12 protein-coding genes are annotated in these 12866 nt (G+C 68.0%); 5 read left to right on the forward strand and 7 right to left on the reverse strand.

Annotated elements, in window-relative coordinates; translation table 11 throughout:
• Positions 1-212 precede the first annotated feature (212 nt).
• The 3 genes from AC4EEO_RS18575 (at position 213) to AC4EEO_RS18585 (ending at position 2282) form a co-directional block, all read left to right on the forward strand.
• A complete protein-coding gene (locus AC4EEO_RS18575) occupies positions 213-617 on the forward strand; it encodes a hypothetical protein (protein WP_491339466.1) in 405 nt (134 codons plus the stop codon).
• Between the two features lie 159 nt (positions 618-776).
• Positions 777-1526 (forward strand): hypothetical protein, encoded by a 750-nt coding sequence (locus AC4EEO_RS18580; RefSeq protein WP_285318870.1) that lies wholly within the window; start codon positions 777-779, stop codon positions 1524-1526.
• Positions 1527-1559: 33 nt separating this feature from the next.
• A complete protein-coding gene (locus AC4EEO_RS18585) occupies positions 1560-2282 on the forward strand; it encodes a class F sortase (RefSeq protein WP_491339467.1) in 723 nt (240 codons plus the stop codon).
• A gap of 20 nt (positions 2283-2302) precedes the next feature.
• On the opposite strand, the gene AC4EEO_RS18590 is transcribed toward AC4EEO_RS18585, so the two are convergent.
• A complete protein-coding gene (locus tag AC4EEO_RS18590; protein WP_461839709.1) occupies positions 2303-2611 on the reverse strand; it encodes a hypothetical protein in 309 nt (102 codons plus the stop codon).
• Here AC4EEO_RS18590 and AC4EEO_RS18595 point away from each other — a divergent pair.
• Positions 2598-2837: a cupredoxin domain-containing protein gene (locus AC4EEO_RS18595; protein ID WP_285246588.1), complete on the forward strand. Its 240-nt coding sequence runs from the start codon at positions 2598-2600 to the stop codon at positions 2835-2837. The two genes, AC4EEO_RS18590 and AC4EEO_RS18595, sit on opposite strands and share 14 nt — an antisense overlap.
• A 73-nt stretch (positions 2838-2910) precedes the next feature.
• Positions 2911-3441: a YbhB/YbcL family Raf kinase inhibitor-like protein gene (locus tag AC4EEO_RS18600; RefSeq protein WP_491339468.1), complete on the forward strand. Its 531-nt coding sequence runs from the start codon at positions 2911-2913 to the stop codon at positions 3439-3441.
• Between the two features lie 25 nt (positions 3442-3466).
• Here AC4EEO_RS18600 and AC4EEO_RS18605 read toward each other — a convergent pair whose 3' ends face one another.
• From AC4EEO_RS18605 to AC4EEO_RS18630, 6 genes are all read right to left on the reverse strand, one after another.
• Positions 3467-4354 (reverse strand): SDR family oxidoreductase, encoded by an 888-nt coding sequence (locus AC4EEO_RS18605; RefSeq protein WP_491339469.1) that lies wholly within the window; start codon positions 4352-4354, stop codon positions 3467-3469.
• A gap of 87 nt (positions 4355-4441) precedes the next feature.
• Complete coding sequence (locus AC4EEO_RS18610) at positions 4442-5329, reverse strand: helix-turn-helix domain-containing protein (protein WP_491339470.1); 888 nt, start codon at positions 5327-5329, stop codon at positions 4442-4444.
• 30 nt (positions 5330-5359) lie between these two features.
• Positions 5360-7696: a beta-galactosidase gene (locus tag AC4EEO_RS18615; protein WP_491339471.1), complete on the reverse strand. Its 2337-nt coding sequence runs from the start codon at positions 7694-7696 to the stop codon at positions 5360-5362.
• 10 nt (positions 7697-7706) lie between these two features.
• Positions 7707-9023 (reverse strand): cellulase-like family protein, encoded by a 1317-nt coding sequence (locus tag AC4EEO_RS18620; protein ID WP_491339472.1) that lies wholly within the window; start codon positions 9021-9023, stop codon positions 7707-7709.
• Positions 9020-12337: a DUF5107 domain-containing protein gene (locus AC4EEO_RS18625; RefSeq protein WP_491339473.1), complete on the reverse strand. Its 3318-nt coding sequence runs from the start codon at positions 12335-12337 to the stop codon at positions 9020-9022. Before AC4EEO_RS18625 ends, AC4EEO_RS18620 begins: the two co-directional genes overlap by 4 nt.
• Positions 12338-12429: 92 nt before the next feature.
• Positions 12430-12816 carry a CBU_0592 family membrane protein gene (locus AC4EEO_RS18630; protein WP_018763332.1) on the reverse strand — a complete coding sequence of 129 codons (387 nt, stop codon included), beginning with the start codon at positions 12814-12816 and terminating at the stop codon, positions 12430-12432.
• Between the last annotated feature and the right edge of the window lie 50 nt (positions 12817-12866).

Here is a 12866-nt window from a genome sequence, read left to right on the forward strand (position 1 = left end):
AAGCGCCAGCATCGCCCTCACGCCGTCTTGTGATGACGGTAGTAGCGGCCGTATCGATGTTCGCTTTGGCAGGATGCGGCGCGGGTCCTGGTAACCCCGCGTATGTTCCAGGCACGTCGGCAGCGGCCCCAGCTGTTGCAAGCTCCCCACCAGCAGCAGCGCCGTCCGATATTCCCGCTACGGACGCTGGTGGGCCGTCGGGGGCTGCATTGATGGTCTGCGGCGACGAGACGCGGGGCAGCATCAGCCGGATCCTGGCTCTCCCCGCTGCTCCTGCTACCACAGCCTCCTGGGCGGACAAGCTCTACACCTGCACCTACGCGCTTCCCGCCGGGCCCCTCGTCCTCTCGGTCAAAGAAGCCGCGGACCCGGATACCGCCCGAGCCGACTTTCAGGACCTGCAGCAGACCACACCGGCGTCCGCACCGATCGAAGGATTGGCCAACCTCGGATTCCCGGCATTCCAAACGCCCGCCTCCGCCGTCTTCGCGAAGGACAACTTCGTGTTAACCGTGGACGCGGCAGCCCTCCAGGAAACAGTTGGACCAAACCAAGTCACGCGCGCCGCGTTCGCCTACCAGGTGGCGACTACAGTCCTTGCCTGCTGGTCCGAATAGCACCAAATTCCCCCGGCAGGAACTCCAAGCCCGCCTGGTTGGGACGAGGCGTTTCCCGGCAGTGACCAATCCGTGATCCAGGCCACAACGAATTGCTGAAGTCACAGTCATGGGCGTGCCCATCAGGGGAGCGTTCACTGTCAACGGAGGAAACTCGTCATGAAGAAATCCGCTTTCCTGATTGCCCCGGTCCTGGCCCTGGGCGCCCTCGCGCTCTCCACCAGCCCGGCCCTCGCCGCAGACAACACGATGTACCAGGCAAACCTCGCAGCTATCAACGGCAGCAATGCCTCTGGAACCGTCATGATCACCGTCAACGGCGACCAGGCCACCGTGACCGAGAAGGTTTCCGGCCTCGCTGCGATGTTCAACGGCAGCCCCTACCCGCACGTCCAGCACATCCATATCGGTGCCAAGGGAACCTGCCCGGACATGTCAGCTGATACCAGCAAGGACGGCGTCATCAGTACCACCGAGGGCGCCCCCTTCTACGGCGGGATCGGCACCACCTTGTCCACCAGCGGTGACACCAGCCCTGCTGCCGGAACCGACCTGAAGGTCGCCGGGATGGGTGCCTCCTACACCTATAACCGGACCTTCACTCTGGACGCAAAGACGGCTGATTCGCTCAAGGCCGGGACCGCCGTCGTCGTCGTCCATGGCTTGGATCCGGCAACCCTGCCCGCCGCCGCGCAAAAAGAACCCAGCGATCTGGTCCCGTCCCTGCCGCTGGCCGCTACCTCGCCGGCCCTTTGCGGGACGCTGAAGGCAATGCCTGCCGGAGCCCCGGGCACAGGCCTCGCCACTCCGGCCCCGGCTGGCCCGGACCTGGGACTCCTCGCCGCCGGTGGCGGCCTCTTCCTGGCAGCCGGCGGAGCCTACGCGCTGCGCCGCAAGATGGCAGCCTAAGGGCCGAGAAGCAAAGGGAATTTCAGGGCTCTGATGGGATCTGAAACGAGCAGCCGCCGCGGACGCCTTGTCGCGTCTGCGGCGGCCGCCATGCTCCTGGCCGGCGGCATCACCGCCATCGGCCTGGGCCTGCACGCCGAACCACCCAACCCTTCTCCAACCAGCAGGGTGACGGCTGCAGCACCATCTCCCGACCCAACGATTCAGGCGCCCCCTTCGTCGCAGGCGGCTGTGGATCCGGCAGCGACCGACCCGACCATGCTTCCCGCGCCGCCGGACGCCGCCCTGCCGGCCTCCGTCCCGGTCCGGGTCCAAGTCCCCTCCATCGGGGTCGATGCAGGCCTGATTCCACTGGGCAAGCAAGCGAACGGCGAAATCCAGACCCCGTCCGGTGAACCGGGTTCTCCCGGGGGCTGGTACCAGGACTCACCCACCCCCGGCCAAACGGGGTCCGCGATAATCCTTGGCCACGTGAACGCCACCAACAGCGATGTCGGGCTGTTCTACCGGCTTCACGAAGTCACCCCAGGCCAGGACATCACCATCACCCGCGCAGACCACACAGCTGCCGTGTTCACCGTGGACAAGGTCGATGTCTACCGCAAAGCCACGTTCCCCACGATCGAGGTCTACCAAAACGCGGACCGCCCCGAAGTCCGGCTCATCACATGCGGCGGCTACAACCCCACTACGAGGGAATACCTGGACAACACCGTCGTATACGCACACCTCACCTCCAGCCACCCCGCATCCTGATGCCTGCACCGCCCGCCCGTTCACGGTCGGCCTCGGTCCCAGGGCTTTCCGATGCCGATCCCGAAGGCCAACTCCATGAAGACCATCAAGACCAGCCAACGCCTCACCCTGACCCTGATAGGCGCAGCGACGATCATTGGGGCCAGCGCGTGCGGAACCGCCAGCGGCACAAGTTCATCGCCGGCGTCGTCAACAGCGGCCGGATCCGCCAGCGCCTCCATGGATCCAGGCATGAACATGGGCTCCTCCCCAGTGGCTTCGGCAACACCGTCGTCAATGGGAGAGGCCAGCAGTACCGCCGGGACAGCGGCTGAGATGACGATCCACATCAAATCATTTGCCTACACCGGCGCGGACAGTGTCCTCGCAGGGTCAACGGTGACGGTGATGAACATGGACAACGTGGCCCACACCGTGACCGCGGACGACGGATCCTTCGACGCAGTCGTCAAAGCCGGGACCAGCACTACCTTCACCGCCCCGGCAAAGCCTGGCACCTACACCTACCACTGCACCTACCACTCCAACATGCACGGAACACTGAACATCAAATGAGCCGCAGCTTGCCCTATCGCGGGGCCCTAAGCATACTGATGAAACACCACTGAATGAGTGCGACAGGAGACACATGAATCTCGAACAGGACCCCTATTCCCGCCTGCCTCAACTTCCCGAGTTCACGCTGTCCAGCACAGACATTTCCGACGGCGAGAAGCTTCCGGTTGCGCAAGCGAGCGGCAAAATGGGAATAGAGGGAGGCAAAGACCAGTCCCCCCAGCTCGCCTGGGAAGGATTCCCTCCGGAAACCCGCAGCTTCGCGGTCACCGTATTCGATCCCGACGCTCCCACCGGCAGCGGGTTCTGGCACTGGGCGGCGTTTAATCTTCCGGTATCCACCACGTCCTTGCCCTCGGGTGCGGCAGATTCCGGGCTGCCAGCCGGCGCCGTGCAGTTGGCCAACGACGCCGGCATGCGCGGTTTTGTAGGGGCTGCTCCCCCACCCGGCCACGGCGTGCACCACTATCACGTCGTCGTTCACGCCGTTGACGTCGAACACCTGGACATCCCGGCCGATGCCAGTCCCGCCTACCTCGGCTTCAACCTCTTTACCCACGCAATAGCGCGGGCCCGGATAGTGGCAACCTTCGAGCAGCCCTAGCAGGCGGCCTGGCGAACGAAACAGGTCACTCCTGTGGGGCAGCCACCCAGCCCGCGGTCAGGCCGGTGACCCGGCTGCCGTCCAGGTCGGCCAGTTTGGTGGCCACGAAGTCGTGCGCCCAGGACGAGGTCTGGATCCGGAAGGCCGGCTCAGCGCCTTCCATGGTGGCCAGCACCACCGCCGCGACATCCGCCGGTTGCTGCGCGCTGCTGCTGGCGAACTGTGTGCTGGTTCGTTCCAGGTAGGCCGAGATGGCAGGGGTGTAGGAGCCGGCCGTTTCCAGCAGGGCCGGGACATCGATCCCGGCGTTCGCCACGAAATTGCTGGACACGGCACCGGGTTCAATGACGTGCACCCCGACGCCAACGGTCTTGGCCACGGGCTGCAGGCTTTCCAGGAATCCCTCAACGGCGAATTTGGCGGCGCAATAGGCTTCGTTGAAGGGCTGGCCCACTATCCCGCCCACCGAACTGATGGTAACGACACGTCCGCCGCTCTCACGCAGGTGCGGCAGGGCGGCGCGGGTCAGGGCCACCACGCCAAAGAAGTTAACCTCCATGGCGCTGCGGAAATCTTCCAGACCCAGCATTTCCACCGTACCCACCGCCGCACTTCCGGCGTTGTTGACCAGCACGTCCAGCCGGCCGTAGGAACTGATGCAATACGCAATCTCACGGTCGATGTCCGCCGTGTCCGTAACGTCAAGCCGACGAATGTCCAGGGATACTCCGGCCTCATCGGCCGCGGCCCGAAGCGCGTCCGCGCGCTGCAGGTCGCGCATGGTGGCAATGACCGTCCAGCCTGCCCGCGCGGCCTCCACCGCGGTGGCAAGGCCTATGCCCGTGGACGTTCCGGTAATCAGCACCACACCCTTGGCCGGCGTAGGTGACGGGTCAACGTTCTGATCGCTCACGGGCGCTCCTTGGTGCTGCTGGTGCTTGGGCCATTGGATGCCTTCAGTTTCTCCGGCGTCCCCGGATCCAGCAAGGCGCAGGCAGCCTTACCCCTTCCGCTCCGCCCGGTACGCGCTGGGGCTGATCCCGTGCAGCCTGCGGAACTGGCGGGAGAAGTAGAACTGGTCCTGCAGCCCCACCTCGCGGCCCACCTGCGCGATAGTCAGGCCCGTGGTATCCAGCAGGTGCCGCGCCCGCGCCATTTTCAGGGACGTGTGGTGTGCCAGCACTCCCCCGCCGGTCGCCTCCCGGAACAGCTTGCTCAGGTGCGACGACGAGACACCCACCAGCGCGGCCAGGTCAGCCAGCCGGATGGCGCCGTCCGCCCGCTCCTCCAGGTAATTCATGGCCTGCTGCAGCGGCGTCCCCTTCTCCGGAACCCGGCGGTCCACGGCCAACATGGCCAGCAGCTTCCACGCCATTCCCGCCGTGGCAACCAGGCGGGCGGGTGACTGGTCCTTCTCCAGGGCGCTGACGATCTCATCCAGCATCGCCGTCAGCCGGTCTGCCGCCACCACCGGAACAATGCACCGGCCGGGCCTGACCCCGGCTCCCTCAACCAGCTCCGCCGCATCCGTTCCGCGGACGTGGCACCACCAGATCGTCCATGGATCATCCCCGGCGGCACCATACGCGTGGGCCTCGCCCGTGCCGCCGGGAAGGACGACGGCGGTCCCCTTGCCGACGTCGGTCCGCGCACCGGCGGTTTCCACCCACCCGCGTCCGTCAACACACAGGATGACGATGGTTTCGTCCGCACCCTGTGGCCGGTAGCGGCCATGGTCCGCGGCGGCGGGAAACAATCCTGCGTCGGTGACTACCAGGCGCCGGGTGATGGGACGGTTGAGGGCTTCGAGGACCAAGGGCCGGGGAACCACCACCAGCCGCTGATTCTGGAATCCATGCGCCCGTTCCACCTGCGTCCCCTCCGTCAAGAAACGTCCATCCTACGACGGCGGGCGGGCTCAGCCCAGGTCTTCCCGCCAATCGGACCAGCACACCAGCTGCACCCTTTCAACGGCAAGCAAGTCCCCAGACGTGGCGTCCCGCAGGCGCTGGGCCGCGGCGGGCAGCCCCACCTCTGCATCTTTGGAAAGCGGCAGGACCTGGAGCAAGACCTCCGAGCCGGCGCGGATGCCGGCATCGCCGGTGTCGATGACCCACTCCGATCCGTCCCAGAAGCGGTCGGCCACCACACGGCCGTCCACGAGCAGCCGGGCAACGTCACCCGCCCAGGTGACCTCCAGCTCGGTGGGCGCACCGCCGGTGGCGGCGTCCGTCGTCGGAAGTTCAATCCTGTACTCCGCGGAGAGCTCCGCCATCGCTTCCCGGCCCGGCGCGGCAGCCCGGCCCGCCAGCGAGCCGAAGGACGCCGGAATGGCGGCCGCAGCGCGGACCGGCACCAGGGGAACGTCGCGGCGGGCAGGTGCCCTCAACTGCATTGCGGCAGATACAGCCTCAAACCGCCCGGTTTCGCGTGCATACCGCCGGACCGAGGGCGCGCCCAGCGAGCGGCCCGCCAGCAAGCCGCCGGCGTCCATCCATACCGGTTCAGCGGACAGCACCAGCTCCCGGCCGCGCGGCGTCTCCAGCACCCACGCCTGGTCCGCCGACGAAGCAGGGAGGACCAGGATCTTCAAGGCATCCCCGGAACACGTCGCCGTCACCGGAGTCAGGGACGGCCGGACAGCCCAGGCATTCCCGCCCAGCGGAGCAGCCTCGCCTTCCAGCACCGCCCCCTTGGGCAGGCACAGCCGCGGTTCGATGCCGGCTTCTGCGGCGAGCACCAGCGTCGGCGATCCCCCGGGATCGAGCACTGTCAGCGCGGACGCGGTGGCCCAGCGCAACCGGACGCCGCCAACCTCCAGGTTCACAGGCCAGGCCGCAATGGTGCCTGCGGGGACGTCGACCGGCACGTCGGGAACCGTCACAGGCCCATCTGCCAGACCCAGGCGGAACTGCGCACCACTATATGCCGGAAGCGGTATATGCGGCTGGTGCCAAGTGAGGAACACAAAGCCGGACGACCCGTCGGAGCGCAACGCCCAGCGCAGCGTCTCCGTGTCATCCACCCCGCACGGCTCCCGGTCCGGCAGAGCGGACGGCATCGGCGCCAGGAGCTCCCCGAACGCGGCGAGGAACGCGTGCTGCCGGCGCAACAAGGCAAAGCCCGGCGCCAGCCTGCCGGATGCACCGATGGGCGCATGGAAGTCGTAGTCGAACTCCGGGAGGTCGTTCGGGTAGCCAGTCGCCTGGGTCTCCTGCAGGCCGGCCGCGGGGTTCGTCCCGCCGGCGAACATGTAATAGCCCTGCCAGCCGGAGCCGCTGCCGATCTTGTTGTTGGACACGGCCGCCACGTCCTTGCCCGCTGGCCATGGCCGGCGTTGATAGGCCGTGGCCATGCCGCCGGTCAGCTCGCAGGTGGCCGCCGGATAAAGGTCGGAGGTGGACCGGGGCGGCGCGGCCTCGTTTCCGGACAGGTGTTCGCGGAGGTCGGCGCCGATGCCGGGGTCGTCCCACTGGTGGCTGAAGAAGTAGTGCTGGCGGAACGTCGGATCCCACGGCGCGCCGGCATCCACCCAGAATCCGTCCCCGTAACCGCCGAAGACCGGCAGCACCTCGGCCCCGGGCAGGTCCGCCCCGCCCCACGCGGTCGCGGTCCAGAGGGGGGCGCCGAGCCCGGCCGCCCGGGCCAGCTCCTTCAACCGGGAAAGATGGGCCGGCTGGTCGTAGAGCTCGTTTTCCAACTGGATGCCGATCACGTTGCTGTCCGGCCCGCACAAGCCGCGCAGTTCGCCCCCCAGCCGGTTGTACCAGTGCTCCACCATGTCCAGGTAGGCGGGATCATTGGTGCGGTGGCGGACGGGGGCCGCCTGCACCCAGTCCGGAAAGCCGCCGTTGCGGACCTCGCCGTGGGCCCAGGGCCCGATGCGCAGGACGACGTCCAGGTCCAGCGCGGCACAGAGCCGGACGAACGCCGCAACATCGAGGTTGCCGTCAAAGCGCGGATCACCTTCCACCGGCTCGTGGTGGATCCAGAAGACGTAGCAGGCCACTACGGTGATACCGCCGGCTTTCATCAGGCGGAGCCTGTCCTCCCAGCGGTTCCTGGGCAGCCGGCTGAAGTGGATTTCCCCGGAGACCGGGATGGCCGGGCGTCCGCCACACTCCAGGTAGTGGTTGGTGACCCGCCACCTGCCGTGCGGATCCTCGGTGTTGCTCATGGCCGGCCGCAGCAGGGCATTGCTGTGCGGCCGGTGGGTGGCGGTCAGGAGGTCAAGGGCCGTGTTCGGGGAGGGCATGGCGGATCTTTCAGGTCACAGGTGCGGTACGGATCAGGTGGTTCATGCGGCGCTGCCAGTCTTCGTCGGCCCACAGGGGGTGGTGCGGCGCAGCATTGGAGCACAGCACCATGCCCCACACGCCGTGCTCCAGGGCGGTGCGGATGCCGTGTTCGGCGAGCTCGCGCCCCACCGGCCCCTCCTCGAAGGTGCCCAGCAGCGGTGTGTAACCGATCCAGCCCTCGCCCACCACCGCGGGAACGTCCTTCCAGCGGGCCCATGCGGCGATGGCGGTCACCCGCGATTCAATCTCGCGCCGCATCACTTCCCGGTAGGGCCCGTATTCGTTGTACAGCCAGGTGTCCCAGGCATCGGGATCGAGCCAGTCGTAGCCGTAGAGCATCTGGCCGGTGACCACGGTGGCGCGGTACTTCCACTCGGGCAGGCGGCCATACTCCGCGACCGAGGGTGCGCCAGGCTTCAGCAAAGCCCGCAGTGCCCGGTTGGGAAACCCGCCGCTCCCTTCGGAACGGATGTCGATCTGCTGCTGCAGGGCGTCCAGCACGCCGTAGCTGTACACGTGGAACTGCGCCGCGCCCAGGCCCTCCGGCAGGGTATGCATGGCAAGGTGCGGCGGCTTGCCGTAGCTGGCCGTGATCAACAGGTCCGGATGCAGCGAGCGCAGCCGCTCCACCTCACTACTGCCGTTGGCGAGCGGCGGGAGGATGGAGAAGTCCACCTCGTTGTGCAGTTCCACCAGGGCGATGCGGTCCCGGTGCCCGGCATCCGACACCTCGCCGATCAGCCGGTCCCAGGCGTCGGCCAGGGCACGGTACCGGTCTTCCAGCGGGACGGCGTCAATGGCTTCGAACCATTCCGGCGATTCTGCGAAGGCGGGTGACTGCTGGTACTCCCAGCTGGCCAGGATCACCACCAGCCCGTGCCGTGCGGCGGCCTCGAACAGGTCCAGGAGCCGGGCCCGCAGGTTGATCCGGTACCCGCCGGGAACGTCATACCAGCGGGTCCCCCTGCCGTATATCCCGCCGTCGGGCGCCGTTCCCAGTCCTTCGATCGCCAGGTCCTCCGCGAGCGCCTCCAGCCCCAGCCCGACCTGGAGCAGCAGCGGTGCGGCGCAGATGCGGACGGCGTTGTATCCGAGCCCGGCGGCCCGTGCGCAGGCGGCGTCCAGGTCCGCGAAGGGTCCGCCGGCCTCGGCGCGGGTATACCAGGAGAAGTCCCAGAGGCTGATGGCCAGGCGGGGCGGAAGGTGCGACGGCGGTGCGCCCGTCAGGGAGCACGTGTCGCCGTGCACCGTGCCGGACCCGAGGTAGCGGGGTGCTTCAGTCATTGGGTTGACACTCCTTCCAGCTTCGGGCTGCCGGTGAGCAGGCGGCCCTGCCCGGCCAACTCCCGCAGTGACGCAGCCGCGGTGCGACGGGATGCAGCGGTGTCGGTGGCGAACAGCAACAGTTCAGGGAGGGATGTTGCGAAATAGTCGGGCGCGGCGGGAGCGGCTTCCAGTTCGTCGGCCCGTTCCTCCAGCCGGCGCCATACGCCTTCGGCGTCTCCACCCCTGCCCAGGCGGGACATGGCAACGCCGCGCCAGTAGTCGGCCGGGCCGGCCGGGCCGGGGTCAACGGCCAGGGGGCCGGCCTGCCGGCAGGGTCGAGTCCAGGCCTCCACCGCGGCCTGAGTGTCCCCGGCACGTTCCAGCGCATCGCCGAGCGCCACGAAGCGTTCAGCCATGCTGTCCCGGGGATGCCGCCCTTCGCCCAGGTTCGCGGGCGCTTCGACGCCCGTGCGCAGCAAGGTGGCGGCCGCCGTCGGGTCCTGCTCCATCAACGTCCGCGCATGCTGCACCGCTGCCCGGTCGTATGCCGCGAGCACCAGGCCCTCACCCCCCTCGAACGGCTGGAACGTGCGGGATCCAAGGAGTGCCAGGGCCTCCTGCGGCCGCCCCGCGTCGGTCAGCAGGTTGGCGTAGAGAACAGCAAGATCGTCCCGCGCCAGGACGGCCGGTCCATGCTGTTCGATGGCGGCGAGCCGCTCCCCGGCGGGCAGCCCGCGGAGTTCCGACAGGACGGACCGTTCGAAGACGAGCCGCGCGTCATCCGGGCTTAGTTCCAGGGCCCGGGCAAAATACGCATCAGCGGCGGCGGGGTCGCCACCGGTATTAACCGTGGCCAGTGCAGCATTGCGCCACACCACGGGATCGGTGGACCCGTGGATCATCGCTTTCTGCAGGTGGCCCAGCGCATCCTTGGTCCGTTCCGCGTCAAGCAGCCAGCAACCCAGCAGCCCGTGCGCCACGGGATCACGCGGGTCGGCTTCGAGGGCCCGGTGCAGCGCATCGAACTCGTCCAGGCCGTGCGGGAAGGCATGGGTGGTGTCCGCCCGCCGCGCCTTTGCCCGATGCGCGGCAGCCTCCTGCGGGTCCAGCAGTTCCGCCAGCCATCCGGCGCGCAAGTAGTGGCGGATGGGCGCGGGGTTGCCGAAGGCCGGGTCAGCACCCGCGGGCGGCGCGCTTTCGGTCAGGTCCAGGGCGAGCTGCCACTGGCCTGCGCGGGCCAGCCAGCAGGCGACGGCCAGGCCGGTCTTGGGGTCTGCGACGTCAAGGGATCCGGCGAGCGAGAGGGCCACGGGATCGAGTGGATCCGCGGCCAGGATGTCCTGCAGCAGCCGGGCGCTGTCAGCCCTGCGGCCCAAGTTTTCCAGGGCCAGGTACCGGAGATGCCTGGCTTCCGGGCTGGTTGATTCCAGGGCCAGCGCGGCATCGGCATGACGGAGCCCGGTGGCCGGCTCACCTTCCCGGAGGGCCAACCGGGCCAAGGCGAGGCGGGCAGGGTGCGCCCAGGCCCTGTCCCAGGCGGCCTTCCCGAAGCGTTCACGGGCCTCAGCGAGCCGGCCCGTTCGTTCCAGGACCAGGCCCAGCCGGTAGCTTGCCTCCCCGCTGGGAGGGTTCAGGTTGCGGCCGGTCAGCCGGTCCAGGGCGGTTTCAAGGAGCTTCCGGGCCCCGGCATAGGCCCCGGTCCGATACTGGGTGGCAGCAAGGGCGGTGGCGGCGCGGGAATCCCCTGGATCCCGGCGGAGCATCTCCTCAAGGTAGGGCTGGGGCCTCCTGGTGGGGTGCCGGTTTTGGGCCAGGTGGGTTGCGGTGACATGGAGCTCGTCAGCGCTTTCGATCTCCCGCGGAGGCGCTGGTTCGGTGGCTGCCCAGGGCTCTGCGGGACGGTCCGTTGGCTGCCGTGGGGTCCAGGAGATGAGTTCCCTGGCGCCTTCCATGACGCTGAGGGCCAGGTCCGTTTCCTCGGCCGGGGCGGGCAGCTGAACCGTGGCGGTGAAGGGCCGGTCCGGGGATAGTCCGGCGGTCCACGTGTGGAGGGTTTCGCCATGCAGGGCCAGGACCACCGTGGCATTTTCCGTATGGCCCGTGCCGGCAACACCCACCGTGGCGGTCCGGCCGGCGTCGTCAAGGGTAAGCGCGACGGCGGCCTCCAGGTTCGCCTGGTGCGCCGGGCCGATGTGCCGGATGGGGTACCAGTACTGGCTGAAGGTGCGCATCTCGCCAGGAGCGAGGTAGCTGAAGTCCGGCTGGTTGTCGGTGAAGACGCCGGCCATCAACTCGACGTACGGGCCGTCGTCGTCCGTTAGGTGCTTGTCCCAGGCCTTGCCCACGGAACCGTTCCCCCACGTCCACTGTTTCTTGCCGGGTGCAATGCTGCGGTCCGCCCAATGCACGAAGCCGGCCTTGGCGTCGTGGTCGTATCCGCCGAAGAAGCTGTCAGCCGTGTCTGTGACCATGTAGGACGTGGGGACGGGGATGTTGGCGTAGAAATCGAGCCGGTCGGCATCCGGGGTTCCATGCTGTCCGGCGAGCGCGGGGTAGTCCACGCCGTAGTAGGGCCGGTCGGCGCGGGGGAAGGCCGTGATGGCGCGGCGTGCATGGTCCGCCACGTGGGACACGTCGGTGGGGAAGAAGGACTGGTAGTTCCCGTGCACGCGGGCGGCGGCGTTCGCCCACCACAGGAAGGTTTGGGGCTCGTCCGTACGGTTGTAGAGCCGGGCCTCCACCTCGATGAGGGAGCTGCCTGGCCGGAGGCGGACGCCATGGGTTCCGCGCATCCGCTGCAACGGGTCCAGGTCCGTGTGCCAGGCGGTGACGCTGCCGTCGCCGGCAGGCTCCACGGCGGTTTCCACCGGCAGGAACGTGCCGGGCCGGTGGTGCTGGGGCCAGTTGAATTCCACTCCGCCGGAGATCCAGGGCCCGGCCAGTCCCACCAGCCCGGGCTTGATCACGTTGTTCCGGTAGAAGAAGTCATAGCCTGCGGTCTTGTCATATCCCACGTGGATGCGGCCGCCGATTTCGGGCAGCAGCATCAGGCGGACGTACCGGTTTTCCAGGTGGATGGCCTGCCACAGCCTGGGCTTCTTGTCCGGTTCGATGCTGTCGATGAACGGCATGGGGTACACCTTGCCGCTGGATCCCTGGTACACCCGCCGGTCAAGGAACAACGGATACCGGTCCGGCTCCCCTGGGGTGTAGGTGTCGATAAGGACGGGTTCGCTCCAGCAGGCCACGCCGCCTGCATCCAGGATGTCCTGCTGGTCCTGCGGCGCATCGGGCAGCACAATCCTGCCCGGCGGGGTAAGTTCGTTGGTCACCCCCAAGGCTATGAAGGCGCCCTAGGCGGTGGCCATGGCAAAAACGCGCGATTATATGGACGATCGTGTACGCGGCGTTGGCCCCGATGAGCCTAAAGCGCCAGCCGCGGCCCGTCCCCGGCGGGATGGACCGACGGCATGACCGGCAGGGACCCGGTAAGGGCTTCCACCACAGCGAGCTGGCCGGTGCCGTCCGGAACCCCCGGGTACTGGACCTGCGCCGGTTCGAGGGAGGGGGCCGGGTCTTCCTGCCGCATCCGGACCAGCGCCACCGCGGAGATCAGGAACCAGGCCACGTTCGTGACGACGGACGGCCAGGCCCCGTGCAGGGTTCCGTTAATGATGAAGGCAACGGAACCGAACAGGTTGGCCGTCTGGAAGCCCTTGCCTGCCTTCAGCCAGCCCATGGAAACGGCCAGGTACGCACTGAGTATCGCAACCGCGCCTGCCCAGCCGGCAATTTCCCACAGCAGTTCCATGGCGTCCTTCCAAGGTGGTGCCTGCGCAGTATCCGGGCAGGGCTCAAGAT

This window comes from Pseudarthrobacter sp. MOO13 (genome assembly GCF_058267655.1).

Bases quoted from the DNA above. Each gene is read 5' to 3' on its own strand.
- AC4EEO_RS18585 (WP_491339467.1), top strand. From the start codon at position 1,560: ATGGGATCTGAAACGAGCAGCCGCCGCGGACGCCTTGTCGCGTCTGCG.
- AC4EEO_RS18590 (WP_461839709.1), bottom strand. From the start codon at position 2,611: ATGTGGATCGTCATCTCAGCCGCTGTCCCGGCGGTACTGCTGGCCTCT.
- AC4EEO_RS18600 (WP_491339468.1), top strand. From the start codon at position 2,911: ATGAATCTCGAACAGGACCCCTATTCCCGCCTGCCTCAACTTCCCGAG.
- AC4EEO_RS18620 (WP_491339472.1), bottom strand. From the start codon at position 9,023: ATGACTGAAGCACCCCGCTACCTCGGGTCCGGCACGGTGCACGGCGAC.
- AC4EEO_RS18595 (WP_285246588.1), top strand. From the start codon at position 2,598: ATGACGATCCACATCAAATCATTTGCCTACACCGGCGCGGACAGTGTC.
- AC4EEO_RS18615 (WP_491339471.1), bottom strand. From the start codon at position 7,696: ATGCCCTCCCCGAACACGGCCCTTGACCTCCTGACCGCCACCCACCGG.
- AC4EEO_RS18580 (WP_285318870.1), top strand. From the start codon at position 777: ATGAAGAAATCCGCTTTCCTGATTGCCCCGGTCCTGGCCCTGGGCGCC.
- AC4EEO_RS18630 (WP_018763332.1), bottom strand. From the start codon at position 12,816: ATGGAACTGCTGTGGGAAATTGCCGGCTGGGCAGGCGCGGTTGCGATA.
- AC4EEO_RS18575 (WP_491339466.1), top strand. From the start codon at position 213: ATGGTCTGCGGCGACGAGACGCGGGGCAGCATCAGCCGGATCCTGGCT.